Below are 25,701 nucleotides of genomic sequence, written 5' to 3' on the forward strand. Positions count from 1 at the left end.
GTCGGTCAGCCACGGGTCCACCTTCTGACCGTGGCGGGTCGGATCGCGGCCGCCACGCCGACTAGCCTGCCCGGGTGTCTGATCACGCGTTCCTCGCCACCACCCGTGACTCGTACGACTCCATGGCCGTCGACTACGCCGAGTGGCTTCGTTCCGACCTGGACGAGCGCCCCCTCGACCGGGCCTTGCTGGCCATCTTCGCAGAGCGGGTACGCGCCACCGGCAACCTGTCCGTCGCCGATGTCGGCTGTGGTCCGGGTCGGGTCACGATCCTGCTGGACCGGCTGGGGCTGGACGCGTCCGGTATCGATCTTTCGCCGGGAATGATCGCGCTGGCCCGCCGTACGTATCCGGGGTTGCGGTTCGAGGTCGGGTCGATGCTGGCCCTGGACCTGCCGGATGCCTCGCTCGGCGGGCTGCTCGCCTACTACTCGATCATCCACGTCCCGTGGGAGTTGCGGCCCGCCATCTTCGCCGAGTTTCGCCGGGTGTTGGCTCCCGGCGGGCAGCTGATGCTGGCCTTCCAGGTCGGCGACGACCGGAGCCACCACACCGAGGCGTTCGGTCGGCCGGTCGACCTGGCCTTCCACCGGCAGCGGCCGGAGGAGGTCGCCGACCTGCTGCGGGACGCCGGCTTCGAGCCGTGGGCCACGACGGTGAAGGAGCGCGAGGGGACGGAGAAGACCCCGCAGGGCCTGGTGATCGCGCACAAGCGGGGTGCGGGCAGCCCGGGCTGACCCGGTGGTTCGGAACACGACGAGGGGGAGGCGACGGTGCGTCGCCTCCCCCTCGTGTCGTGCCGTACGGCGTCAGTGCATGCCCGCGCCCGTGGCGGCGGCGCGCTCCTCTTCCTCGAGGCGTTCCGCGCCGGTCTTGGTCTTCAGCGGCTTCTCCTTGATGAACAGCACCGCGACCAGGGCGAGCACCGCGAACGGGGCGGCGACCAGGAAGAGGTCACCGGTGGCGGTGCCGTAGACGTCCTGCACGATGCGCAGCACCGGCTCGGGCAGCATGGAGAGGTCGGGTACGGCGTGGCCGCCACCCTCGGTGCCGCCGCCCGCGGCGTCGCCGAGCTGTTCGGTCATCAGACTGTTGACCCGGTTGGCCAGTACGGCGCCCAGGGCGCTGACCCCGACCGTGCCGCCCATGCTGCGGAAGAACGTCAGCGCGGAGGTGACCGCGCCGAGTTCGGCCGCGGGCACGTCGTTCTGCGCGGCGAGCACCAGGTTCTGCATGATCATGCCGACCCCGATGCCGAGCAGGGCCATGTAGATCGACAGCACCAGGATCGAGGTCTGCGCGTCGAGGGTGGACAACAGCACCAGGCTGACGACCATGATTGCGCTGCCGGCGACCAGGTATCCCTTCCAGCGGCCGTACTTGGTGATCAGGCCGCCGGCGACGGTCGACGACACCAGCAGGCCGAAGATCATCGGCAGGCTCATCAGGCCGGCGACGGTCGGCGACTTACCCAGCGAGAGCTGGAAGTACTGGGACAGGAAGACGGTGCCACCGAACATGGCCACGCCGACCAGGATGCTGGCGACGATGGCGAGGGCGACGGTGCGGTTGCGGAAGATGTCCAGCGGGATGATCGGCTCCTCGGCCCGCGACTCGACCAGCACCGCGAGGGCGAGCAGGACGACGCCGGCGGTGACCAGTCCGGCGGTCCAACCGGAGAGCCAGTCGAACTGGTTGCCGGCCAGGGTCGACCAGATCAGCAGGGTGGACACGCCGGCGGTGATCAGCAGCGCACCCAGGTAGTCGATCTTGACCTGGCGCTTCACGACCGGAAGCTTGAGGGTCCGCTGGAGCAGCAGGATCGCGCCGAGGGCGATCGGCACGCCGATGAAGAAGCACCAGCGCCAGCCGAGCCACGACGTGTCCACCAGTACGCCGCCGATCAGCGGGCCGGCGATGGTGCCGACGCCGAACACGGCGCCGAACAGGCCGGCGTAGCGGCCCAGTTCGCGCGGGGAGATCATCGCGGCCATGATGATCATGGCAAGGGCGGTGAGGCCACCGGCGCCGATGCCCTGCACGACCCGGCTGAAGATCAGAACCTCGACGTTCGGGGTGAAGCCGGCGATCAGCGACCCGACGACGAACAGCCCGAGCGAGATCTGGATCAGCAGTTTCTTGCTGTAGAGGTCGGCCATCTTGCCCCACAGCGGCACGGTGACCGTCATGGCGAGCAGTTCGGACGTCACAACCCAGGTGTAGACGGACTGGCTGCCGCCGAGGTCGGAGATGATGCGCGGCAGGGCGTTGGCCACCACGGTGCTGGCCAGGATGCCCACGAACATGCCCATCATCAGCCCGGACAGGGCTTCCAGCACCTCCCGGCGGTTCATCTTCCCGCTGTCCGCAGCGGTGAGTGGCGCTGAGGCTGTCGCAGTCATACGGTCGTCTCTCTCAAGCGGCGCGTCGGGGCGCGGGTCGAACAGGTCGGTGACCGGCCCCACGGGGACCGGTCGCGCGGTGGTGGTGCCGGTCAGACCGGCGTGCGCGGTGTCGGGTGGCCGGTCGGACCGGCCGGGTCGGTGGCGGGGGCCGCCAGGCCGGCGGCGAGCAGGTCGAAGGCTTCGTCGACCAGGGCGGGCAGTGGCCTGGACTCGCCTTCGGCGCACCAGCGGGCCAGGGCGACGCGTACCGCCGTGCCGACGGCGGCCGCAACCAGGTGAGGGTACGCGGACCGGCCGACATCCGCGCCGAGTTTTTCGGCGATCGCGTTGGTGAGTTCTCTCTCTTCGACCTGGCCGAGACTGGTCAGCCGGGCGAGGAGTTGCGGGCTGCTGCCGATGACCGACATCCGCAGTCGCCAGCCCTCCTTGTCGTCCTCCAGCCTGGCCAGTTCCTCGTGGACCGCGAGCCGCAGCGCCTCGAGCGGGCTCAGGTGCGCCGGTGCGTCCTGGACCCGGTCCCGCAGGCGCTGCCCAGCCAGCCGGTCACGGCCGGTGATCGCCTCGTCCTTGCTGGAGAAGTAGTTGAAGAAGGTGCGCGACGACACGTCGGCCGCGTCGCTGATCTCCTCGACGGTCACCTGCTCGACGCCCCGCTCGGCGGCGAGTCGGAGCGCCGCGTTGATGAGCGCGTCCCGGGTCTCCCGCTTCTTGCGGTCGCGACGGCCGGTGGGGGCCGTGCCGGGACTGGTCATGGCAACAGCGTAGGGAGCTTGGTTCATTCCCCGCAAAGTTTCACGGTGTGAAAGGAAACACGGGGGCCGGTCGGTCGGGATCGCATGGGCCGTCCGGTGGAGCGGGCCTCGGAAGAAGGGTGCCAACTCGCGGATCACCCTGGCGGCTCGGCGTAGCGCGGCTACGTTGGATGTACTAACCGCTACTCAACGTGCACCCTGGGTAGCTGAAATGCGGTAGAAAGGGGCGGTTCGTGACTCGCTCGACGGCAATCGCCGAACGGGAACGCCCCGTCGACGACCTGGCCGGCCTGCGTGCCATCGCCGCGCTCGTCGCCGACGAGGTCGACCCACGGCCCGTCGCCGACCGACGGGGATCCGAACGGCAGCGACTCACCCGGCTCGGCGAGACACTCCAGGACCGGCTGGTGCCACCACCCGTACCCGAGGTGCCCGGCATGCAGGCCGCGGCCTACTACCGCCCGGCGCACGGCGAACCGGTCGGTGGCGACTTCTACGACGTCTTCCCGCTCGGTGACGGCAGCTGGGGGATGTTCCTCGGCGACGTCGTCGGCAAGGGCTCCGGCGCCGCCGCGCTCACCGCGCTCACCCGCTACACCCTGCGTACGGCCACCACCCTCGACCTGGGCCCCGCCGACGCGCTCGCCCGCCTCAACGCGATCCTGACCGACAAGCTGCGCGACGACGTACTGCTGTGCACCGCCACCGTCGCCCGGCTGCGGCCACCCACCCGCGCCGGCGGGCCCGCCTCGGTCGTCGTCGCCAGCGCCGGCCACCCCGCGCCCATCGTCACCCGCCGTGGCCACGCCCGGCCGGTGGACTGCACGGGGTTGATCGCCGGCTGCCTGCCCGGTGCCGTCTACCGGGTCGTCGAGATCCGGCTGGAGCCCGGCGACGCGCTGGTCTTCTACTCCGACGGGGTCACCGACGCCAAGCTGGGCGGCGGTCGGCTGGAGGTGGAAGGGCTCTGCCGGCTCCTGCGCAGCTCGGCCCGGCCGACCGCGCCGGCCGTCGTGCACCGGCTCGAGGGACTGCTGACCGCCGCCGCCGTCGACGTACCGGACGACGCCGCCGCCCTGGTCGTGAGCGTGCCCGCCTGACGGGTCGTACCCGGGCCGGAGTCGGCCCGACAGCGGTCGGGCGTAGGGTCGGAGGGTGCGTGGGGAGCGGCGGTTGTCACCGGCCGGCCGGCCGTTGACCGAACCGCATCCGGCACGGCTGGCCCCCGACCATCCGGCCCGGGACCGGATCCTCGCCGCCCACGCCGCGGCGCTCCGCGGCGGCGACGCCGGCTATCGGGATCCCGACACCGGACTGTTCGTGCTGACCGCGGCCTTCCTGGCCAGGCGGGGGACCTGCTGCGGACGGGGGTGCCGGCACTGCCCGTACGTCGACGACGAGCCGCCCGGTGGACCGGCCCCCGACCCCACGCCCAGCCGGTAGCGTGCGCCCATGGCGAGATACGTGGTGATCGGTGCCGGCATCGTCGGGCTGGCGACCGCCCACCGGCTCACCGAGGAACATCCCGACGCCCAGGTGACCGTGCTGGAGAAGGAACCGCGGGTGGCGGCCCACCAGACCGGCCACAACTCCGGGGTGATCCACGCCGGCGTCTACTACAAGCCGGGCAGCCTCAAGGCCAGGCTGTGCCGGGCCGGCAGCGCCTCGATGGTGCGGTTCTGCGCCGAGCACGGCATCCCGGTCGAGGTGTGCGGCAAGCTGATCGTGGCCACCGACGAGTCCGAGGTGCCCCGGCTGCGCGCCCTGCACGAGCGGGCCGTCGCCAACGACCTGCCGGTCCGGCTGATCAGCGGCGAGCAGGCCCGGGAGTACGAGCCGCACGTGCGCGGCGTCGCCGCCTTGCACGTCGCGTCGACCGGCATCGTCGACTTCACCGCGGTCTGCACGACGCTCGCCGCACTCGTCGAGAAGGCCGGGGCGCGGGTCCGCCTCGGCACCCGGGTCACCGCGCTGACCACCCGGGGCGCGGAGCAGGTCGTCGGCACCACCGACGGTGACGTGGTCGCCGACGTCGTGGTCAACTGCGCCGGCCTGTACGCCGACCGGATCGCCCGCCTGGCCGGCGTCGTCCCGCCCGCGCGCATCGTGCCGTTCCGCGGCGAGTACTTCGAGCTGCGGCCGGACCGGCGGGACCTGGTCCGTGGGCTGATCTATCCGGTGCCCGACCCACGGTTCCCGTTCCTCGGCGTACACCTGACCCGGATGATCGACGGCTCGGTGCACGCCGGGCCCAACGCCGTACTGGCCACCGCCCGCGAGGGCTACTCGTGGCGACGGTTCGACGTGCGCGACGTCGCCGACCTGGCCGGCTATCCGGGGCTGTGGCGGCTGGCACGCGGGCACCTCGGGTACGGCCTGACCGAGGTACGCCGCTCGCTGTCCCGCCGCCGGTTCGCGGAAAGCCTGGCCCGGCTGGTGCCGGAGGTGACCGCCGCGGACCTGGTGCCCAGTGCCGCCGGCGTACGCGCCCAGGCGATCGCGCCCGACGGCGGGCTCGTCGACGACTTCCTGATCCTCCGCCGCGACCGCCAGGTGCACGTGCTCAACGCGCCGTCGCCGGCCGCGACCAGCTCTCTGGAGATCGCACGGCACATCGTCGCCGGCCTGCCGGCACCGGCCGCCGGCTAGAGCGGACACGCCGGGCGGTACCGGACTTTCGTGACGGCGCCGGAGTGCGTACGGTGTCCGACGGACCGCCGCGCCGGCGGCCGTACGTCTGGAGGTGGCCAGTGCGCGCACGCACCGGCATGATCGGCATGGGTCTCTTTCTGCTGGCCGGGTGCGGATCCGACGCCGCGGCCGTACCGCCGCCACCGGCACCGCCGCCCGTGGTCACCGCCCTGCCGGCATCGATCGCCGGCGGCGCGTGCGTACTGCTCGACTACGCCGCCATCGAGGAGACCACCGGCACCAGGTTCACCGTCGCGGCGGCGATGGAGCACCAGAAGACCCGTACCTGTGTGGTGCAGGACGAGGGGGCCAGCCGGCCCGATCTCGTGCTGTCGCTGACCGCCACCGGCGCCGACCAGGGGGTCTTCACCAGCGAGATGGTCCCCAAGGGAGCGACCACCGTCAAGGAACTGGGCAAGGGCGCGTACCGGTCGACGACCGCGCCGGCCGGCGACGACGGTGCCGCCGCCGAGGTCGGCTGGCTCACCGGGGAGGGACGGCTGGTCACCCTGCGGTACACGTTCCCGGTCGGGCCGGAGCGGTCCGCCGCCGACGAACTCGCGCCGAAACTGGTCGAGCTGGCCCGGCAGGTCGCGCCGAAGGTCGCCGACTTTCCCAAGTAGCCACAACCGACGCGGCCCCGGGCGGTTGCCCGGGGCCGCGTCGGCGGCGTGGCTCAGTGCGCGGCGACGAAGACCCGCGAGGCCACCTCGCGCGGCAGCCGGATCTTGTCACCGGAGCGGTCGATCGTTACCCCGTCCCGTTCCTGGGCGACGGTCACCGTGACGCCGGGGTCGACACCGGCGGAGTGCAGCTGGCGCAGCACCTCGGCGTCGGTCTGCACGCTCTCGCAGATCCGCCGGACGACGACCTGCCCGGTCAGCCCCGGGAAGGCGAGGTTGCGTTCGCCGTCGGGCGCGGGGGGTGCGCCGGCCGGCCCGGGCTCGGCCGCGCCGAACGCCTCCAGACCCGGGATCGGGTTGCCGTACGGGGAGCGGGTCGGCCGGTTCAGCAGGTCGTAGACCTTCTTCTCGACCGCGTCGCTCATCACGTGCTCCCACCGGCAGGCCTCTTCGTGCGCCTCCTCGTAGGGCATCCCGATCACGTTGACCAGCAGCAGTTCGGCGAGCCGGTGCTTGCGCATGACCGAGACCGCGTTCGCCCGGCCGAGTTCGGTGAGTTGCAGGTGGCGGTCGCCCTCGACGGTGAGCAGCCCGTCGCGTTCCATCCGGGCCACGGTCTGGCTCACCGTGGGGCCGCTCTGACGGAGCCGTTCGGCGATGCGCGCGCGCAACGGCGGCACACCCTCCTCCTCCAACTCGAGGATGGTGCGTAGATACATCTCGGTGGTGTCGACGAGGTCGTTCACAGCAGGTGTCCTCCCAAGCCTCGATCCTACCCCGATAAACAGGACGTCAGCCTCTTGCGGAACGGGCGCCGGCGGTCCTGATGGTGTTGACTGTTCGACGTGTCCGTTCCCATCGATCCCCTTGTCGGCGTACCCGTCGATCCCCTGGTCGGCGTGGCTGCCCTCGCCGCGTCGCTCCGGGCGGCCCGGCCGCCCGTCGTCCTCGACGTCCGCTGGCGGCTCGCCGGCCCGCCCGGCCGCGACGACTACGCCGCCGGCCACCTGCCCGGTGCCGTCTTCGTCGACCTCGACACGCAACTGTGCGGGCCGCCCGGCGCGGGCGGTCGGCACCCGCTGCCGGACCCGGCGGCCCTGACCGGAGTGCTGCGCGCGGCCGGGATCGGGGCGGGGCGGCCGGTCGTGGTCTACGACGGTGGGGAGGGCCAGGCCGCGGCCCGGGCCTGGTGGACGCTGCGGTGGGCCGGTCACGAGGACGTACGCGTGCTCGATGGCGGGTTCGCGGCGTGGGTCGCGGCCGGTGAGCCGGTGACGACGGCGGTGCCCGAGCCGGAGCCGGGCGACTTCACCGTCCGTCCGGGGGGCCTGCCGGTCCTCGACGCGTCGGCGGCGGCCCGGCTCGCCGGTGGGGGCGTGCTGATCGACGTCCGGGTGCCGGCGCGCTACCGGGGCGAGACCGAGCCGGTCGACCCGGTGGCCGGGCACATCCCCGGTGCCGTCAACCTCCCGACGACCGAGCATGTCGGCGCCGACGGCCGGGTACGGCCCGCCGACGCGCTGCGGGCCGGGTTCGCGCGGGTCGGCGTCACCGACGGGGTACGCGTCGGCGCGTACTGCGGGTCCGGGGTGACCGCCGCCCACACCGTGCTCGCGCTGCACCGGGCCGGCCGGACGGACGCCGCGCTCTACGTCGGGTCGTGGAGCGGGTGGGTGACCGACCCGGCCCGCCCGGTCGCGACCGGCGACGGACCGGACTGAACCGGCGGCCGGGCCGCGGCCGCCCTGGTCGCCGCCGGGACCGGGCGGCCTTGATCGACGCCGGGCGACCGGCCGTCCCCCGGCCGGCGTGCGACGATGGCGGCATGTCGGAGAGGGCACGTCGGCGAATGGCGGCACGTCGGTGAGCGGTGGCACGTCGGCCGGCCGGGCGACGGCCGACCGGTGCGAGACGTTGGTGGTCTGGGACGACGCCCTGCTGTCCTATGACCTCGGTGACCATCCGCTCGACCCGGTGCGGGTCGAGCTGACCATGGCACTGGCCCGTGACCTCGGCGTGCTCGACCGTCCCGGGGTGACGGTGGCGGCGCCGAAACCGGCCGACGACGCCGCGCTGACCCGGGTGCACCGCGCCGACTACCTGCACGCCGTGCGCGCCGCGCCGCACGACCCTTTCTTCTCCGGCTACGGCCTGGGCACCAGCGACAACCCGGTCTTCGAGGGGATGCACGAGGCGAGCGCGCTGATCGCCGGCGCCACCCTCACCGCCGCCGAGGCGGTCTGGCTCGGCCGGGCCCGCCGCGCGGTCAGCGTCGCCGGCGGGCTGCACCACGCCATGCCCGGTCGCGCCGCCGGCTTCTGCGTCTACAACGACCCGGCGGTCGCCATCGCCCGTCTGCTCGACCTCGGCGCCGAGCGGGTGGCCTACGTCGACATCGACGTGCACCACGGCGACGGGGTGCAGGAGATCTTCTACCGTGACCCGCGGGTGCTCACCGTCAGCGTGCACGAGACCCCGCTGGCGCTGTTCCCGGGCACCGGCTTCCCCGACGAGACCGGCGGGCCGGGCGCCGAGGGCAGCGCGGTCAACCTGGCCCTGCCGCCGGGCACCGGTGACGTGGCATGGCTGCGCGCCTTCGACGCGGTGGTGCCCTCGGTGCTGCGCGCGTTCCGGCCGCAGATCCTGGTGAGCCAGTGCGGCGCCGACAGCCACCGGGCCGATCCGCTGGCCGATCTCCGGCTGTCCGTCGACGGGCAGCGGGCCGCCCAGTTGGCGATGCGGGCCCTGGCCGACGAGCTGTGCGACGGCCGCTGGGTGGCGACCGGCGGCGGCGGATACGCGCTCGTCGAGGTGGTGCCACGGACGTGGACGCACCTGCTGGCGGCGGCCACCGGCGAGCCGATCGACCCGGCCACGCTGACCCCGGCCAGTTGGCGGGCGCTGGCGCTGACCCGCCGGCCGGGCAGCGACGTGCCGATCCGGATGACCGACGACGCCGACGTGCGGTTCGAGCCGTGGCAGCCGACCGGCGAGCCCGATGCCGTCGACCGGGCCGTGATGGCCACCCGCCGGGCCGTGTTCCCGTTGCACGGCCTGGATCCGCACGACCCGAGGGACTGACCGGTGGCCGGCACCGACCGTTCCGCGGACGTGCTGCTCAGTGACGGCACGACCGCGCACCTGCGCCCGATCACGCCCGACGACGCCGCCGCGATCGTGGCCATGCACTCGCGGTTCTCCGAGCGCACCCGCTACCTGCGCTACTTCTCGCCCTATCCCCGCATCCCCGAGCGTGACCTGCACCGGTTCGTCCACGTCGACCACCACGACCGGGAGGCGTTCGTGGTGGTGTCCGGCGACCGGATCGTGGCGGTCGGCCGCTACGAGCGGTTGGGGCCGGCGGCCGGCGACGCCGAGGTCGCGTTCGTGGTGGAGGACGCCCACCAGGGCCGGGGCATCGGGTCGGTGCTGCTGGAGCATCTCGCCGCCGCCGCACGGGAGGCCGGGATGCGCCGGTTCGTCGCCGAGGTGCTGCCGGTCAACGCCGCGATGCTGCGGGTCTTCTCCGACGCCGGCTACCAGATCCAGCGCGAATACGCCGACGGTGTGGTGCACCTCAGTTTCCCGATCGCGCCCACCGAGCAGTCGCTGGAGGTGCAGTGGGGGCGCGAGCACAGCACCGAGGCGCGGTCGATCGCCCGGCTGCTCGCCCCGCGCGGTGTCGTGGTCTACGGTGCCAGCGCGACCGGTCAGGGCATCGGGGCGGCCGTACTCGGGCACCTGCGCGACGGCGGCTTCACCGGTGCGGTGGTGCCGGTGCACCCGTCGGCGGCCACCGTCGGCGGGCTGCCGGCGCACCCGTCGGCCGTCACGGCGGGCGTCCCGGTCGACATCGCCGTCGTGGCGGTGCCGCCGGACGTGGTGCCGTCCGCCGTCGCCGACGCGGCCACGGCCGGCGTGCACGGGCTGGTCGTCCTCTCGGCCGGTTTCGCCGAGGCCGGCCCGAACGGTGTGGCCGCGCAGCGCGAGCTGACCCGTTCGGCATACGCGGCCGGCATGCGGGTGGTCGGCCCGAACTGTCTGGGGATCGCCAACACCGACGAGCGGATACGCCTCAACGCCACGCTCGCCCCGCGGCTGCCGGTGGCGGGGCGTACCGGCTTCTTCAGCCAGTCCGGCGCGTTCGGGGTGGCGCTGCTGGCCGAGGCCGACCGGCGGGCGCTGGGCCTGTCGAGCTTCGTGTCGGCCGGCAACCGTGCCGACGTCTCCGGCAACGACCTGCTCCAGTACTGGCAGGACGATCCCGGCACCGACGTGATCCTGCTCTACCTGGAGACGTTCGGAAACCCGCGCAAGTTCGCCCGGCTGACCCGGCGGATCGGCCGGACAAAGCCGATCGTCGCCCTCGCCTCCCCGGCCCGCGGCCCGGCCACCGACGTCGGCCCCGCCGGCCCGGCCACCGACGTCGGCGCCGGCCCCGCCGGGCCGGTCATCGACGTCGGCGCCGGTCCCGCCGGCCCGGACGGTGCGGCGGTGACCGAGTTGTTCGCCCGGTCCGGCGTGATCCGGGTCGACACCGTCGCCGAACTGTTCGACGTCGGCGTCCTGCTGGCCAAGCAGCCGCTGCCGGCCGGTCGCCGGGTCGGCATCGTCACCAACTCCTCGGCACTGGCCGGGCTCGCCGCGACGGCGTGCCGGGCGCTCGGGCTCACCGTCGCCGACGGCTACCCGGCCGACGTCGGGCCGCGGGCGAGCGCGCACGACTTCGCCGACGCGCTCGCCGACGCTGCGGTCGCCCCGGACGTCGACGCCCTGGTGGTGGTCTTCGCCCCGCCGCTGCCCGGCCAACTGCCCGACGAGGACACCGACTTCGCCTCCGCGCTGGCCAGCGTGGCGCTGGCCGGCGACCGGCCGACCGTCGCGACGTTCCTCGCCGGTCGGCTGCCGGACGGGGTGCCGTCCTACCCGTCGGTCGAGGAGGCCGTCCGGGCGCTGGCCCGGGTGGCCTCCTACGCCGACTGGCTGCGGCAGCCGCCCGGGGTGCTGTCCGCCCTCGACGGCATGGACCGGCGGCGGGCGGCGGCGGTGCTCGACGCCGGGGGAGCGGTGCCCGACCTGCTCGCGGCGTACGGGATCGAACTGGTCCGCGCCGAGCTGGCCGGGTCCGCCGACGCGGCCGTACGGGTCGCCGAGGGGATCGGCTTCCCGGTGGTCCTGAAGGCGGCCGGCGGTGGGCTGCGGCACCGGCTCGATCTCGGGGCGGTACGGCTCGATCTTCCCGACGCCGACACGGTCCGGCGTGCCTACGTCGAGATGGCCGGCCGGTTCGGTGCCGAGGTGCTGGTCCAGCCGATGGTGCCGCCCGGGGTGGCGTGCGTCGTGGAGACGGTCGAGGACCCGGCGTTCGGGCCGGTGGTCGGCTTCGGGCTCGGCGGGGTGGCGACCGAACTGCTCGGCGACCGGGCCTGGCGGGCCGCGCCGCTGACCGACACCGACGCGCTGGCCCTGGTCGACGAGCCACGGGCGGCGCCGCTGCTGCACGGCTACCGGGGCACCGAACCGGTCGACCGGGCCGCCCTCGCCGAGCTGCTGCAACGGGTGGGCCGGCTGGTCGACGACCATCCGCGGATCCGGTCGCTGCGGCTCAACCCGGTGCTGGCACGTACGTCGGGACTGTCGGTCCTGGACGCGCAGGTGCGGATCGCCCCGTCCGCCGTACGCCCCGACACCGGCCCTCGTCGGCTGTAGACCGGTTGCGCGGGGACCGCCGATTCGGACACCGCACAGCTTGCCCGTCCCGGCGCGGATGCGGCATCGTGACGATCGATATCGACATCTGTCGATCAATGGCGTCGGGGTTCCGGTCGGCCGTCCGAAGAGGAGATCGAATGCGCTCGTCACGCACCGCCAGGCGGATCGGCGGCTTCCTCGGCACCCTGTTCGCCGGTGCCGTGCTCGCCGTCGCGCCGGCCACCGGGGCCCACGCGAATCCGGTCATCACCGACGTGAGCTGTGAGTCGGGTGCGGCCACCCTCGTCTGCTACCTGGCGTACACCGGCACGCAGGACCCGACCATCCACTGGTCGGTCGACGGCGTACCCCGGCCCGGCTGGGACGGGGCCACCCACGTGCGTTCCGGCTGCCAGGTCGGCCAGTTCTACACGATCTCGGTGAGCGTCGTCGACGTGTACGGGGTGGCGACGGAACGGCTCGCCGTGCAGTGCCGGCGCATCTGGCAGTAGCCCGAACGCGCGTACGGCCGGCCGTGATGGACACGGCCGGCCGTGGCGGCGTCTCAGCTCGCGTACGCCTCGAGTCGTTCGGCCCGCGACGGGTGGCGCAGCTTGAGCAGCGTCACCTTCTCGATCTGGCGGATCCGCTCCCGGGAGAGCCCGAACTCGCGGCCGACCTCGTCCAGGGTGCGCTGGCGGCCGTCGTCGAGGCCGAACCGCAGCCGGATCACCGCCTGCTCGCGCTGCGACAGGGTGGCGAGCACGACGTCGACCTCGTTGCGCAGCATGCCCCGGGAGACCGCGTCGCCGGGCTCCTCGCGCGGGTCGACGGCGGCGACGAAGTCGCCGAGCGCGCTCTCGCCGTCCTCGCCGACGGCCTGGTCGAGGCTGACCGGCTCGCGGTCGTAGGAGATCAGCTCGATCACCTGGAACTCCGGCACGCCCATCGCCTTGGCGACCTCGGCGACGGTGGGTTCCCGGCCGAGGGTGGTCGACAGGTCGCGACGGGCCCGGACCATCCGGTTGACCTGCTCGACCATGTGCACCGGGATGCGGATGGTGCGGGCCTGGTCGGCCATGGCGCGGGTGATGGCCTGGCGGATCCACCAGGTGGCGTAGGTGGAGAACTTGTAGCCCTTGGTGTAGTCGAACTTCTCGACGGCGCGGATCAGGCCGAGGTTGCCCTCCTGGATCAGGTCGAGGAAGGCCATGCCCCGCCCGGTGTAGCGCTTGGCGATGCTGACCACCAGCCGGAGGTTGGCCTCGAGCAGGTGGTTCTTGGCCGCCTGGCCCTCGGCGACGATGATCTCCAACTCGGCGCGCAGGTCGGCCGGGACGGACGTGCCGCCGAGCTTCTCGTCGGCGTAGAGGCCGGCCTCGATCCGCTTGGAGAGGTCGACCTCCTGCACCGCGGTGAGCAGCTTGGTCCGGCCGATGCCGTTGAGGTAGGCGCGGACGAGGTCGGCGGAGACGCCGCGCTCGTCGGTGGCGTCGAGGTCGGTCAAGGTGTCGCCGGGGGCGTCGTCGGCGGTCGTGTCAAGAGTGGGACGGGCCGTCGCGGCCGGGTCGATCTCGGTTTTCGTCATGTCCAGAACCACCTTCAGTCGCCTCCCCGCGTCGACATGTGGTGCGGTTTTCCCAGCGGCGGGATCGCGCTGGTGAGGAACAGCTTGGTCGTCGAGGCGTGAAGCGGGGGTGAGGCGGGACGCAGGTGGCATGAATCCGGTAGACCACTAGGGGACCCCGGTGGTGGTTAGCGCCGGTTTGGGAGGAATGTGAGCTGGTCACCCGACAGTCGCATCTTGCCGGCGGCGGTTAGTGTGCCATCCAGCGGCCAGTCAGACACCCCTGCGGCCAATGGACGAAAGGCAACGGAGGACGTCGTGGTCTTCAAGCGGATGATGCAGGCGTTCGGAGTGGGCGGACCCTCCGTCGAGACGGTTCTCGGCAACCCCAACGCCCGTCCCGGCGGATACCTGGAGGGTCAGGTGCACGTCGTCGGCGGTGACCACGCCACCGACATCGAGGCCGTCACCCTCGCGCTGTCCACCCGGGTCGAGGTCGAGAGCGGCGACAGCGAGTACGAGACGACCAAGGAGTTCCACCGGCAGCGGCTGACCGGCCCGTTCCGGCTGGAGAGCGGGCAGCGCTTCGACATCCCGTTCCGGTTCGACGTCCCGTTCGAGACCCCGATCACCGACATCTACGGGCAGCGGCTGCACGGGATGACGATGGGCCTGCGTACCGAACTCGAGGTGGCCCGCGCCGTCGACAAGGGCGACCTGGACCCGGTGGCGATCCACCCGCTGCCCGCGCAGGAGCGGATCCTGGAGGCGATCGCGCGGCTCGGCTTCCGGTTCTCCCGCGCGGACGTGGAGAGCGGCCGGATCTACGGCGTCGAGCAGACGCTGCCGTTCTACCAGGAGATCGAGTTCTACCCGGCGCCGCAGTACGCCAGCGCCCTCAACCAGCTCGAGGTGACGTTCCTCGCCACCCCGCACTTCCTTCAGGTGGTGCTGGAGATCGACAAGCGTGGCGGCCTGTTCACCGAGGGCCAGGACGCGTTCGGCCGGTTCACCGTCGACTACGCGCAGGCCGAGCACACCGACTGGGTCGCGCAGCTCGACGCCTGGCTGCGCCAGTCGGCCCAGAAGCGCGGCCTGTTCTTCTGACCCACGCCGGGGCCGGCGCCAAGATCGCCGTGATCAGGGAGCGTGCGGGTCGACACACCGGCGACCCGCGCGACGTACTCCCCGATCACGGCGATCATGGGTGGTCAGAGTTCCAGGAGGACCGTACGGGGGCCGACGTTGACGCTCTCGACCAGCATGTGCGTCCGGAACCGGCCGGTCTCCACCTTGGCGCCGCGCTGCCGCAACGCCTCGGCGAACGCGGTCACCAGCGGCTCGGCGACCCCGGCCGGTGCCGCCGCCGTCCAACTCGGCCGCCGCCCCTTGCGCGCGTCGCCGTAGAGGGTGAACTGGCTGACCACCAGCACCGGCGCGCCGACGTCGGCGGCCGACCGCTCGTCGTCGAGGATCCGCAGCTCCCACACCTTGCGCGCCATCGTGTCCGCGGTCGCCGCGGTGTCGTCGTGGGTGACCCCGAGCAACACCAGCAGCCCGTCGTCGACCGCGCCGACCACCTCGCCGTCGACCGTCACGCTGGCCCGGCTCACCGTCTGCACCAGTGCCCGCACGGCGGTCAGCCCCGCACCGACGCGGTCCCGCCGCCGGCCGGTCCGTCCGGTCCGGCCGGTGCCACGACACCGCGCTCGACCAGGTGGGCGACGATCGGCAGGGCAGCCTCGGCGAGGTCGTCCTCGGTGACCTCGTGCGCCAGCGCCAGCAGCGCGAGCTGGTCGCGCAGCGGCACCGACCCGTCGCAGCCGCCGACCAGCGCGAGCACCAGCGGATCGACCTCCTCGCTCCAGCGCAGGCCGTCGCGCATGGTCAGCACCTGCCGGTCCACCGCCCAGCCCTCGTCGCCCATCGTCGCCTCCTGACGCAGCACCAGGCCGTCCGCCGCCCGGTAGCGAGTCGACAACAGCCGCTCGGCATCGCGGGCGCGCAGCCAGTCCTGCCGGCCGAACCAGGCCGCGACCTGCTCACCGAGCGGCTGCTCGACCTGCTGGCGCAGGTCTTCGACGCGTACGACGGGATCGGTGCGGCCGCTGCGGCGCAGGGTGATCAGCCCGAAGCCGACCGCCTCCACCTTGTGCGCGTCGAACCAGTCCAGCCACGCGGCGGCCCGGTGCGGGTCGGCGTCCTCGCTGGCGTCGGCGAGCCACAGGCTGACGTACGCCATCGGGTCGGCGACCTCGCGCTGCACGACCCAGGCGTCCAGGCCGGTGCCGGCGAACCAGCCGGCGACCCGTTCGGTCCAGTCCTCGCCGCCGACGTGCACCCAGTTGGCCAGGTACTGCATCGTGCCGCCCTCGGCGAGCAGGCCGGGTGCGGCGGCGGCGAGTTCGGCGCAGACGCCGTCGCCGGCCCGGCCGGAGTCGCGGTAGATGTGTGTGGCGGTGCCCGGCCCGACCACGAACGGCGGGTTGCTGACCACCAGGTCGAAGCGCCGGCCGGCCACGGGGGACACGAGGTCGCCCTGGAGCAGTTCCCACTTCTGCCCGTTGAGGGCCGCGGTGGTCGCGGCGAACCGCAGCGCGCGTACGGACAGGTCGGTGGCGGTCACCGTGTCGGCGTGCCCGGCCAGGTGCAGCGCCTGCACGCCGCAGCCGGTGCCGAGGTCGAGGGCGGTGCCGACCGGGCGGCGGACGGTGGCACCGGCGAGCGTGGTCGACGCCCCGCCGATGCCGAGCACGTGGTCGGCGGGCAGCGGCTGGCCGGGTCGGGCCGTCGCCGGCACGTCGGACAGCACCCACCAGTCGGAGCCGTACGGCTCCAGGTCGACGGCCTGCCGCAACCCGTCGCCCCAGCGTTCGACGAGGCCGGCGGCCCGCGCCTCGGCGAGCGGCAGCGGGGCGAGGGCGGCCTCGACAGCGGCCTCGGGTTCGGTCTGCCCACACACGAAGAGCCGGATCAGGGTGCTCAGCGGGTCGCGGTCGCCGGTCAGCCGCAGCGCGGCCCGCAGGTCGTTGCGCCCGGCCGCCGCCGCGGCCTGTGGGCCCAGCCGTTCGGCGATGCCGGCGGCGGTGAAGCCGGCTGTGGTCAGTGCGTCGCGTAGTTGGTCGATTCCGGCCGGAGACAGCAGGGCCGGAGGTACGGGATGCGCGTCGTTGACTGTCACCCTGCCATCCTGCCGGCTCGCCCCGGCGTGGCGGGCGGCAACCCGGCCAACGGGGCGCGGGATCGAACCGGTGGCATGTCCCAGATAGCGAACAGTCTCTTGATATTCCTATCGGGAAAGTAGGAATATGGGCAGGGCTCCTCCCCGTGGCGACCCCCGCCGCGTGCCGGCGACGCCACCCCCGCGTCGCCCCATCCCCGTACCGCCGTGGGACGGCCGTGGCCCACCCCGAAGAAGGACCCCCGAATGAGTGACGACAGACCCACCCCCGAGCCGGCACCGACGCAACCCGAGAGCACGCTGGCCTTCAACGAGGACTGGGCGGCGACGGTCCTCGGGCTCGTCCTGCTCGCCCTGGTCCTGCTCGGCGTCATCCCGACCGGGCTGGTGCCCTGATGACCGCCGACGCCACCCGCCCCGCCGCCCCCGACGCGACCCGCCCGGCCGACCCCGACGCCACCACCCCGACCACCGCGCCGGAAACCACCGCGCCGGAAACCACCGCGCCGGAAACCGGCCTGCCGACCACGCCGAAGACCGGCCCGGGCGTACGCGACGGCGCCTTCTGGGCCTGGACCGCCGGCGGCCTGGTGGTGGTCTTCGCGCTCGCCGCGCTCACCCGCTACCTCGAACAGGGCGTACCCGAATGGTTCGCGGGCACCTCGGTCGAGGACCTGGCGGCCGCCGTCGAATACCCCGTCTACGCGATCCTGCTCGGCCTGCTCGGCAACGTCGTCGTCACGGTGACCGGCATCCGGGACCGGATCGCCGCCGCGTTCCGCACCGAGTTCTTCATCAAGACCGGCCTGGTGCTGCTCGGCGCGTCGATCAACCTGTCGGTCATCGCCAGCGCGGCCGGCCCGGCCATCGCCCAGGCGATCCTGCTGATCAGCGCCGTGTTCCTCTTCACCTGGTGGCTCGCCGGCCGGTTCGGGCTCGACGACCGGCTGCGCGCGCTGCTCGCCTCGGCCGTGTCGATCTGCGGCGTCAGCGCCGCCATCGCCGCCGCCGGCGCGGTCCGGGCCCGCCGGGAGCAGCTCGCGTACACCGCCAGCCTGGTCATTCTCTTCGCGCTGCCGTCCATCTTCATCCTGCCGTGGCTGGCCGACGTGTTCGGGCTGAGCCCGGCGGTGGCCGGCGCCTGGATCGGCGGCAACATCGACACCACCGCCGCGGTCACCGCGGCCGGCGCCCTCGCCGGCGAGGAGACGCTCCAGATCGCCAGCATCGTCAAGGTCACCCAGAACGCCCTGATGGGTGTCGTCGCGGTCGCGCTCACCGCCTACTTCGCGTACAAGGTGGACCGGACCGCCGGCTCGGCCCGGCCCGGCGCCGGCGAACTGTGGCGGCGGTTCCCGAAGTTCGTACTCGGCTTCATCGCCGCCTCGGTGATCGCGACGATCTACCTGCAGAACGCCGGCAGCGACGGCCGGGCGGTCATCGGGGTCGTGAACGACCTGCGCACCTGGTTCCTGATCCTGGCGTTCGTCAGCATCGGCCTGGAGTTCCGGGTCTCCTCGCTGCGCGAGGCCGGCTGGCGGCCGATCGCCGTCTTCGCCAGCGCCACGGTCTTCAACCTGGTGGTGGCGCTGGCCCTGGCCTCGCTGCTGTTCCGCGACTTCGCCGGTTAGCCCGGGCGATCCGCCGCCGACCGGGCGGCGGGTGCGGGAAGGACCGGCCGGGCCGGACCGCTGTCGGGGCGGTCCGGCCCGGCCTCCCGCGTCGGCGGGCGGCACCGACCCATGAGATTTGTCATGGGGCGGCGGTGCGCGATCCATCCGGACCGGTGTGCCGGCGCACTGCCCCCGGCGCGCCGTACGCCGAAGACTGGACCGCATGGAAAAGCCAACATCCCCCGCGGTCGAGGTACGCGACCTGCGCCGCCGGTATGGCGGCCCGAAGGGCTACGAGGCGGTCCGGGGCATCTCCTTCACCGTCGACTCCGGCGAACTGTTCGCCCTGCTCGGCACCAACGGCGCCGGCAAGACGTCCACCCTCGAACTCGTCGAAGGGCTCGACCGGCCCACCGCGGGCAGCGTCCGCGTCCTCGGCCTGGACCCGGTCCGGCACCGGGCCCGGGTCCGGCCCCGGATCGGCGTCATGCTCCAGGAGGGCGGCTTCCCGTCCGACCTGACGGTGACCGAGACCGCCCAGATGTGGGCCGGCACGCTGACCCGCCCCCGCCCCGTCGGCGAGGCGCTCGACATGGTCAACCTGCGGCACCGGGAGAAGACCGTCGTCAAGCAGCTGTCCGGCGGCGAGCGCCGCCGGCTCGACCTGGCGCTGGCCCTGCTCGGCCGGCCCGAGGTGCTCTTCCTCGACGAGCCGACCACCGGGCTGGACCCCGAGAGCCGCCGCAACACCTGGCGGCTGGTCCGGGCCCTGCTGGTCGACGGCACCACCGTCGTGCTGACCACCCACTACCTCGAAGAGGCCGAGGAACTCGCCGACCGGCTCGCGATCATGCACCGGGGCGAGATCGTCACCACCGGCACCGTCGCGGACGTGGTGGCCAGCCGCCCGGCGCGGATCAGCTTCGACCTGCCCGCCGGACTCGACGTACGGCAGTTGCCGCCACTGTCCGGCCGGCGGCCCGACCTCGACGCCGCGAAGGTGACCACCGGCCGTACCGGGCAGCGGGTCACCCTCCAGACGGACACCCTCCAGGCGGCGCTGACCGACCTGCTCGGCTGGGCCGCCGCCCGCGACCTCGAACTGCCCAACCTCGACGCCCGCTCGGCGTCGCTGGAGGAGGCGTTCCTCGCGGTCGCCGACGACCGCACCGACCCCACGGCAAACACCACGACCGCCGGTACGGCGGCCCGCGCACCGGAGGTGGCGGTATGACCGGGGCCCTGCGCCGGATCACCCGACTCGGCCGTACGGAGATGCTCCTGCTCTGGCGCAACCGCACCGCCGTCGTCACCGCGGTGCTGCTGCCGATCGGTACCGTCTGGTTCCTGGCCTCCCTCGGTATCGACGGGGGCGGGCTGTCCGCCGGGGCGTTCGCGGTGACCGGCCTGCTCGGCTTCGTGCTGCTGTACGTCGTCTACTACAACCTGGTCACCACGTACGTGGCCCGCCGTGAGGAACTCGTGCTCAAACGGCTGCGCACCGGGGAGATGACCGACGCGCAGATCCTCGCCGGCACCGCCGTACCGGCCGTGGTCGTGACCCTGGTGCAGTCCGCCCTCGCGGTCGTCGCCGGCGCGGTGCTGCTCGACCTGGCCGTGCCGGTGAACCTGCCGGTCCTGCTGGTCGGCCTGCTCGGTGGCATCGTGCTGTTCACCCTGCTGGCGGTGGTGTCGTCGACGTTCACCCGCAACGTCGAGATGGCCCAGATCAGCACCATGCCGGTCCTGGTCGTCTGCATGATCGGCTCCGGGCTGATCCTGCCGCTGGGTGGCATGCCGGACCTGCTCGCCGACGTGGCCGCGTTCCTGCCGCTCACCCCGGTCGTCGAACTCGTCCGGCTGGGCTGGCTGGGAACCACGACCGGCGCCGACCCGACGGGCTTCACCGGGGTGTTCGGGCCGGCCGTCGTACCGCTGCTGATCCTGCTCGGCTGGACGGCGCTCGGCGTGGTCGGCATGCGCCGCTGGTTCCGCTGGGAACCGCGCCGCTGAGGTACGCCGGACGGGGGCGCGCCGGCGCGGGGCGGCGCGCCCCGCGCCGGCGCATACGATTCGGACGTGGTCGGCGTGCCGCCGACCAGGCGGGTGGGGACGGGAGGAGACCGGTGCGCAGCCTGACCGGATGGTGGCGGGGACGCGGCCAGCCCGAGCGGTTCGACCTCTACACCCGCCTGTCGATGTACAGCGTCGTCTGCTTCGAACCGCTGGTCGTCCTCGCCGTGCTGTCCCCGGTCCGCGACGCCGGGCGGATCCTGCCGATCCTGGTGCTGAGCGTCGCGCACACCGCCGTCTGCCTGCTGTTGAACCGGGCCGGGCTCGACAACTACCTGGGCCGCCGGCCGCCTCCGGTCGGGCTGGCCGTCGCGGGCGGCGCCCTCACCCTGGCCGGCACCGGGCTCGCCCTGCTGCTCCTGCCGACGTTGGACGAGAGCCCGGCGAAGACGGCGGCGTTCCTGGTCTTCGCCGGATACTTCTACGCGGCGCTGTCGACGGCCGTGCCGCCCCGGGTGAGCCTGCTCGCACTGCTGGCCGGGGTGCCGTGCACCTTCGTCGTCGGGCGGGCCGACGGCCTCGCCTCGCAGCGGGCGGTGGGAATCACGATCGCCCTGGTCGCCGTCTTCGTCGCCGGATACGTCAGCTTCCGGCTGTCGGCGTGGATGCTCGGCGTCGTGTGGCAACTCGACCAGTCCCGCCAGGTACAGGCCCGGCTCGCGGTCGCCGAGGAGCGGCTGCGGTTCGCCCGCGACCTGCACGACGTGCTCGGCCGCAACCTGTCGGTGGTGGCGCTGAAGAGCGAGCTGGCCGCGAAGTTCGCCGAGCGCGGCCGGGCCGAGGCCGTGACCGAGATGCTCGAGGTACGCCGGATCGCGCAGGAGTCGCTGACCGAGGTGCGCGAGGTCGTACGCGGGTACCGCAGCCCGGACCTGGTGGCGGAGCTGGCCGGTGCCCGGTCGGTCCTTTCGGCGGCCGGCGTCGACTGCCAGGTGCTGGTCGACGGGACCGGCCTGCCACCCGACGCGCAGGCGACGCTCGGCTGGGTGGTCCGCGAGGGCACCACGAACGTGTTGCGGCACACCGACGCGAACGAGTGCGTGATCTCGTTGCGTACCGACGGGCGGAAAACCGGGACGGTGACGCTGACCATGGACAACGACGGGGTGCCGGCCGGCCGGACGGCCGAGTTCGGCAGCGGGTTGCAGGGGCTCGCCGAACGGCTCGCCGCCGTCGGCGGCACGATGTCCGCCGGCCCGGCGGCGCCCGGCCGGTTCCGGCTGACCGCCCGGCTGCCGCTCGGCGCGGCGGTGGCGCCGTGAGCCCCCGTCCGGCCGTCGACGGCGGTCCGGTGGGCGGTTCGGCCGGTTCAGCGCCGGGCGGTTCGGCCGGTTCGGCGCTGGGCGGTCCGGTGGGCGGCTCGGGTGCCGGGCCGATCCGGGTGCTGCTCGCCGACGACGAGCATCTGATCCGCGGCGCGATGGTCGCTCTGCTGGGCCTGGAGGACGACCTCACCGTCGTCGGCGAGGCGGCGACCGGCCGCGAGGCGCTGTCGATGGCCCGGGCGTTGCGGCCCGACGTGGCCGTGCTCGACCTGCAACTGCCCGACATCGACGGGGTGACCGTCGCCGCCACCCTGCTCACCGAGCTGCCCGACTGCCGGTCGATGATCGTCACCAGCCACGGGCGACCCGGTCACCTGAAGCGGGCCCTGGCCTCCGGCGTACGCGGCTTCCTGCCCAAGACCGTCTCCGCGGAGGTGCTCGCCGAGGTGGTGCGTACGGTCCACGGCGGCGGCCGGTACGTCGACCCGGCGCTGGCCGCCGACGCGATCAGCGCCGGTGACAGCCCGCTGACCCCGCGCGAGGCCGACGTGCTGGAGTTGGCGGCCGACGGTGCCCCGGTCGACGAGATCGCCCGCCGGGCCGCGCTGTCACCCGGCACGGTCCGCAACTACCTGTCGTCGGCGGCGACCAAGGTCGGTGCGGCGAACCGGCACGAGGCCGCGAAGATCGCCCGCCGCTACGGCTGGATCTGACCACCGGCCCGGTGCCGTCGCGCGGTTGTACGCCGCGCGGCCGTGGGGCGTGCCGTGGTGATCGTCTGCTGTTCCGGCACTCGCCACCCGGCGTGTCGCGTGGCCGGACAGCAGACGATCATCGGGATCCCCGGCCGCGTTCCCGACTGCCGGGCGGCAGGGTCACTGTCGGAGCCCACAGCGAATTGGCTGTGGATACGCCGAATTCGCTGTCAACCGAAACAGCATCACCCCGAACCCCGAACCCGGCCGGTGCCCCAGGCATGCGGGTGTGGGGAGTCAGGCGGGCCAGGCGCGGGCGGTGCCGTCGACGTGCACGGTGACGTCGGTGCCGACCGCGACCGGCGTCCCGGCGTCGAGGATCCGGGCCGTGATCCGGGTCCCGTCGGCGAGCCGCAGCGCCACCAGCGCGTCGTGACCGTGGAACTCGTGCCGCAACACCGTCGCCGGCACCGGACCGCCGGGCACCGAACCATTCGTTCCCAGACCGTCGCCCATGGAGCCGTCGATTGCGGAGCCGTCGGCCACGGAGCCGTCGGCCGCGCCGTCGACTGGCGGACCGTCGACCGCCGCGCCGGTTGCGGGGGAGCTGTCGCGGGCGGGAGCGGCCGGGCGGGCGGTGATCCGTACCTGCTCGGGGCGGACCAGCACGGTCACCGCGCCGGACCCGAAGGTACCGGCGAGTGGCACCGGGCCGAGCACGGTGTGGGCGGCGCCGGACTCGACGACCGCCGGCAGCAGGACGGCGTCGCCGACGAAGGCGGCCACCCAGGGGTCGGCCGGTTCGCGGTAGACCGCCGCCGGGGCGGCGCACTGGACGACCAGGCCGCCGCGCATCACCGCGACCTGGTCGGCGGTCGACAGCGCCTCGCCCTGGTCGTGGGTGACCAGGATGCCGGTGGCCCGGTCGGCGCGCAGCGCCTCGCGTACGTCGTGCCGCAGTTCGGCCCGCAGCCCGGCGTCGAGCGCGCTGAACGGCTCGTCGAGCAGCACCAGCGAGGGCCGGGGGGCGAGGGCGCGGGCGACCGCGACCCGCTGCTGCTGCCCGCCGGAGAGCTGGTGCGGCATCCGGTCGCCGTGGCCGGCGAGCCCGACGAGGGCCAGCACCTCCTCGATCCGGCCGCCGCGGCGGGTGGCCCGGTCGAGGCCGTACCCGATGTTGCCGGCGACCGAGAGGTGCGGGAACAGCGCGCCCTCCTGCGGGACGACGGCGACCCGGCGGCGCTGCGGCGGCAGGTGGGCGCCGGGGCCGGCGATCACCGTGCCGTCGATCCGGATCTCGCCGGTGTCGACCCGTTCGAAGCCGGCGACGCAGCGCAGCAGCGTCGTCTTGCCGCAGCCGGACGGGCCGAGTACGGCGGTCAGCGTGCCGGCCGGCACGGTCAGGTCGACGCCGGCGAGCGCGGCGACCGGGCCGTAGTTCTTGGCCACCCCGCGTAGGGTCAGCGCCTCTTTCATCTCCCACCTTCGGATTCGAGGATTCCGCTACGGGCGGCGAGCAGCCAGGTCGGCACCGAGGAGAGCAGCACCAGCAGGGCCGCGTACGGGGTGGCCGCGGCGTACGCGTTGACGGTCGTGTGGGTCCACAGTTCGGTGGCCAGTGTGTCGGTGCCGGTGGGGCGCAGCAGCAGGGTGGCCGGCAGTTCCTTCATGCAGGTGAGGAAGACCAGCGCGGCGCCGGCACCGATGCCGGGCAGGGTGAGCGGCAGCGTGACGGTGCGCAGTACGGCCACCGGCCCGCGACCCAGCGACCGGGCGACCTCCTCGAGGATCGGCGGTGCCTGCGCGGCGGCGCCGGCCACGGCGGCGACCGCCAGTGGCAGGAACAGCGCGGCGTAGCCGAGGGCCAGCAGCCAGGTGGTCTGGTAGAGCGGGTACGCGACGTTGATGCCGAAGAACACCAGCGACAGGCCGATGACGACGCCGGGCAGGGCGTGGGTGAGATAGCTCAGCCGTTCCAGCAGCCCGGTCAGCGGGCCGGGGGCGCGGGCGCTGAGCAGGCCGATCGGCAGGGCGAGCAGCATGGTGAGGGCGGCGCCGGCCAGCGAGAGCCACAGTGAGTTGCCGGCGGCGACGGCGATCTCGCCGAGCGAGCCGGGCCGGGAGACGCCGGCGGCCATCCGCTGGGCGAGGCTGACGGCGGGTACGCCGAGGGCGAGGGCGGCGACGCCGGCCAGCACGGCGACGGCCGGCCAGCGGGCCCGGCCGAGCCGCAGCCGGACCGGTGGCCGGCGGGCGCCGGAGCCGACCCGGGCGTAGCGTTCGCCGCGCCGCCGGGTGGCGCTCTCCCCGGCGAGCAGCAGCACGGTGAGCACGACGAGCACGGTCGACAGCACGAGCGCGGCGGTGCGGTCGAAGCCGAGGTCGAAGGCGATGAAGATGGCCCGGGTGAAGGTGTCGACGCGCAGGATCGAGGCGGCGCCGAAGTCGGAGAGCACGTAGAGGGCGACCAGCAGGCCGCCGCCGGTCAGGGCGGGGCGGATCTGGCGCAGGGTGACGTCGGTGAAGGTCCGCCAGGCGCCCCGCCCCAGTGACCGGGACACCTCCTCCTGTGCCGGGTCGGCGCCGGTCAGCGCGGCGGCGACCGGCAGGAAGACGTACGGGTAGGAGCAGAGGGTCAGCACCAGCGCGCCGGGCCAGAAACCCTCGAAGCGGTCCACGGTGGAGATCCAGGCGAACCCGGCGATGTAGGTCGGCACGGCCAGCGGCAGCGCGGCGAGCACCCCGAAGAAGCGGCGCAGCGGCAGGTCGGTGCGGGTGACCAGGAACGCCGAGCCGACGCCGAGCAGCAGGCAGCCGGCGGTGACCACGGCGGCGAGCCCGAGCGTACGCAGGGCGAGCAGCCCGACCCGGGTGGTGAACAGTTCCTCGGCGATCCGTTCGCCGCCCGCCTCGGCGGTGCGTACCCCGAGGTAGACGACCGGGATCAGGGCGACGGCGACGGCGAGGACGGCGGTGCCGAACAGGACCGGACGCGGCACCAGCCGCCGTACGGCGGCGGCCACCCGGTGGTGGACGGGCCGGTACGGCGGCTGCGGGGCCGGTGCCGTGGGCAGGCCCGACGGGGCGGGGGGGGGGGGGGGCCCCCGCCCCCGCGGCGGTGCTGTGGTTGTCGGGGGTCGCGAGC

General features: G+C 73.6%; 24 protein-coding genes. 16 read left to right on the plus strand and 8 right to left on the minus strand.

What is annotated here, in order from left to right:
* The first annotated feature begins 74 nt into the window (after window positions 1–74).
* Entirely contained in the window at window positions 75–737 is a 663-nt protein-coding gene (locus tag AB0I42_RS10290; protein ID WP_357536003.1) for a class I SAM-dependent methyltransferase, read from the plus strand.
* A gap of 72 nt (window positions 738–809) precedes the next feature.
* On the opposite strand, the gene AB0I42_RS10295 is transcribed toward AB0I42_RS10290, so the two are convergent.
* Window positions 810–2,354: an MDR family MFS transporter gene (locus AB0I42_RS10295; protein ID WP_357536004.1), complete on the minus strand. Its 1,545-nt coding sequence runs from the start codon at window positions 2,352–2,354 to the stop codon at window positions 810–812.
* Window positions 2,355–2,494: 140 nt separating this feature from the next.
* Window positions 2,495–3,157 carry a TetR/AcrR family transcriptional regulator gene (locus AB0I42_RS10300; RefSeq protein ID WP_357536006.1) on the minus strand — a complete coding sequence of 221 codons (663 nt, stop codon included), beginning with the start codon at window positions 3,155–3,157 and terminating at the stop codon, window positions 2,495–2,497.
* Window positions 3,158–3,390: 233 nt separating this feature from the next.
* Between AB0I42_RS10300 and AB0I42_RS10305 the strand changes: the two genes are divergently transcribed.
* The 4 genes from AB0I42_RS10305 to AB0I42_RS10320 all read left to right on the plus strand — a co-directional run bounded on the left by AB0I42_RS10305 (window position 3,391) and on the right by AB0I42_RS10320 (window position 6,471).
* On the plus strand, window positions 3,391–4,257 hold the full coding sequence (locus tag AB0I42_RS10305) for a PP2C family protein-serine/threonine phosphatase (RefSeq protein ID WP_357536008.1): 867 nt from the start codon (window positions 3,391–3,393) through the stop codon (window positions 4,255–4,257).
* A 55-nt stretch (window positions 4,258–4,312) separates the two neighbouring features.
* Window positions 4,313–4,600, plus strand: coding sequence for a DUF5522 domain-containing protein (locus tag AB0I42_RS10310; protein WP_357536010.1), 288 nt, complete (start codon window positions 4,313–4,315; stop codon window positions 4,598–4,600).
* 9 nt (window positions 4,601–4,609) lie between these two features.
* Window positions 4,610–5,806, plus strand: a complete 1,197-nt coding sequence (lhgO, locus tag AB0I42_RS10315) for an L-2-hydroxyglutarate oxidase (RefSeq protein ID WP_357536012.1) — start codon at window positions 4,610–4,612, stop codon at window positions 5,804–5,806.
* A gap of 101 nt (window positions 5,807–5,907) precedes the next feature.
* Window positions 5,908–6,471 carry a hypothetical protein gene (locus AB0I42_RS10320; RefSeq protein WP_357536014.1) on the plus strand — a complete coding sequence of 188 codons (564 nt, stop codon included), beginning with the start codon at window positions 5,908–5,910 and terminating at the stop codon, window positions 6,469–6,471.
* Window positions 6,472–6,524: 53 nt separating this feature from the next.
* Here AB0I42_RS10320 and AB0I42_RS10325 read toward each other — a convergent pair whose 3' ends face one another.
* The gene (locus AB0I42_RS10325; protein WP_357536016.1) at window positions 6,525–7,217 is read right to left on the minus strand and encodes a metal-dependent transcriptional regulator; all 693 of its coding nucleotides are present in this window, start codon (window positions 7,215–7,217) and stop codon (window positions 6,525–6,527) included.
* Window positions 7,218–7,361: 144 nt separating this feature from the next.
* Between AB0I42_RS10325 and AB0I42_RS10330 the strand changes: the two genes are divergently transcribed.
* From AB0I42_RS10330 to AB0I42_RS10345, 4 genes are all read left to right on the plus strand, one after another.
* Window positions 7,362–8,192: a sulfurtransferase gene (locus tag AB0I42_RS10330; RefSeq protein ID WP_357536064.1), complete on the plus strand. Its 831-nt coding sequence runs from the start codon at window positions 7,362–7,364 to the stop codon at window positions 8,190–8,192.
* Between the two features lie 142 nt (window positions 8,193–8,334).
* Entirely contained in the window at window positions 8,335–9,552 is a 1,218-nt protein-coding gene (locus tag AB0I42_RS10335) for an acetoin utilization protein AcuC (RefSeq protein ID WP_357536018.1), read from the plus strand.
* A gap of 3 nt (window positions 9,553–9,555) precedes the next feature.
* A complete protein-coding gene (locus AB0I42_RS10340; RefSeq protein WP_357536020.1) occupies window positions 9,556–12,180 on the plus strand; it encodes a GNAT family N-acetyltransferase in 2,625 nt (874 codons plus the stop codon).
* 140 nt (window positions 12,181–12,320) lie between these two features.
* Window positions 12,321–12,674, plus strand: coding sequence for a hypothetical protein (locus tag AB0I42_RS10345; RefSeq protein ID WP_357536022.1), 354 nt, complete (start codon window positions 12,321–12,323; stop codon window positions 12,672–12,674).
* 53 nt (window positions 12,675–12,727) lie between these two features.
* On the opposite strand, the gene sigB is transcribed toward AB0I42_RS10345, so the two are convergent.
* Complete coding sequence (gene sigB / locus AB0I42_RS10350) at window positions 12,728–13,750, minus strand: RNA polymerase sigma factor SigB (RefSeq protein ID WP_357536024.1); 1,023 nt, start codon at window positions 13,748–13,750, stop codon at window positions 12,728–12,730.
* Window positions 13,751–14,047: 297 nt separating this feature from the next.
* On the opposite strand from sigB, the gene AB0I42_RS10355 reads away from it, so the two are divergent.
* Window positions 14,048–14,836: a sporulation protein gene (locus tag AB0I42_RS10355; RefSeq protein WP_357536026.1), complete on the plus strand. Its 789-nt coding sequence runs from the start codon at window positions 14,048–14,050 to the stop codon at window positions 14,834–14,836.
* A gap of 104 nt (window positions 14,837–14,940) precedes the next feature.
* On the opposite strand, the gene dtd is transcribed toward AB0I42_RS10355, so the two are convergent.
* Together dtd and AB0I42_RS10365 are read right to left on the minus strand one after the other, a co-directional pair.
* Complete coding sequence (dtd, locus tag AB0I42_RS10360) at window positions 14,941–15,363, minus strand: D-aminoacyl-tRNA deacylase (RefSeq protein WP_357536028.1); 423 nt, start codon at window positions 15,361–15,363, stop codon at window positions 14,941–14,943.
* A gap of 5 nt (window positions 15,364–15,368) precedes the next feature.
* The gene (locus AB0I42_RS10365) at window positions 15,369–16,910 is read right to left on the minus strand and encodes a methyltransferase (RefSeq protein ID WP_357536030.1); all 1,542 of its coding nucleotides are present in this window, start codon (window positions 16,908–16,910) and stop codon (window positions 15,369–15,371) included.
* 246 nt (window positions 16,911–17,156) lie between these two features.
* On the opposite strand from AB0I42_RS10365, the gene AB0I42_RS10370 reads away from it, so the two are divergent.
* The 6 genes from AB0I42_RS10370 (at window position 17,157) to AB0I42_RS10395 (ending at window position 22,574) form a co-directional block, all read left to right on the plus strand.
* Window positions 17,157–17,306 carry a hypothetical protein gene (locus AB0I42_RS10370; protein ID WP_357536032.1) on the plus strand — a complete coding sequence of 50 codons (150 nt, stop codon included), beginning with the start codon at window positions 17,157–17,159 and terminating at the stop codon, window positions 17,304–17,306.
* Complete coding sequence (locus tag AB0I42_RS10375; protein WP_357536034.1) at window positions 17,306–18,541, plus strand: putative sulfate exporter family transporter; 1,236 nt, start codon at window positions 17,306–17,308, stop codon at window positions 18,539–18,541. Before AB0I42_RS10370 ends, AB0I42_RS10375 begins: the two co-directional genes overlap by 1 nt.
* 205 nt (window positions 18,542–18,746) lie before the next feature.
* Window positions 18,747–19,757 (plus strand): ABC transporter ATP-binding protein, encoded by a 1,011-nt coding sequence (locus AB0I42_RS10380; protein ID WP_357536036.1) that lies wholly within the window; start codon window positions 18,747–18,749, stop codon window positions 19,755–19,757.
* The gene (locus AB0I42_RS10385; RefSeq protein ID WP_357536038.1) at window positions 19,754–20,536 is read left to right on the plus strand and encodes an ABC transporter permease; all 783 of its coding nucleotides are present in this window, start codon (window positions 19,754–19,756) and stop codon (window positions 20,534–20,536) included. The genes AB0I42_RS10380 and AB0I42_RS10385 overlap by 4 nt, the downstream gene beginning before the upstream one ends.
* A 113-nt stretch (window positions 20,537–20,649) precedes the next feature.
* Window positions 20,650–21,858 (plus strand): histidine kinase, encoded by a 1,209-nt coding sequence (locus AB0I42_RS10390; RefSeq protein ID WP_357536040.1) that lies wholly within the window; start codon window positions 20,650–20,652, stop codon window positions 21,856–21,858.
* Window positions 21,859–21,947: 89 nt separating this feature from the next.
* Window positions 21,948–22,574 (plus strand): response regulator transcription factor, encoded by a 627-nt coding sequence (locus AB0I42_RS10395; protein ID WP_357536065.1) that lies wholly within the window; start codon window positions 21,948–21,950, stop codon window positions 22,572–22,574.
* A 279-nt stretch (window positions 22,575–22,853) separates the two neighbouring features.
* Here AB0I42_RS10395 and AB0I42_RS10400 read toward each other — a convergent pair whose 3' ends face one another.
* Window positions 22,854–24,032, minus strand: coding sequence for an ABC transporter ATP-binding protein (locus AB0I42_RS10400; RefSeq protein WP_357536042.1), 1,179 nt, complete (start codon window positions 24,030–24,032; stop codon window positions 22,854–22,856).
* Window positions 24,029–25,558: an iron ABC transporter permease gene (locus AB0I42_RS10405; protein WP_357536067.1), complete on the minus strand. Its 1,530-nt coding sequence runs from the start codon at window positions 25,556–25,558 to the stop codon at window positions 24,029–24,031. Before AB0I42_RS10405 ends, AB0I42_RS10400 begins: the two co-directional genes overlap by 4 nt.
* Window positions 25,559–25,701 lie beyond the last annotated feature (143 nt).

The sequence above is a fragment of the Polymorphospora sp. NPDC050346 genome (assembly GCF_040655695.1).
GTDB classification, from domain to species: domain Bacteria; phylum Actinomycetota; class Actinomycetes; order Mycobacteriales; family Micromonosporaceae; genus Polymorphospora; species Polymorphospora lycopeni.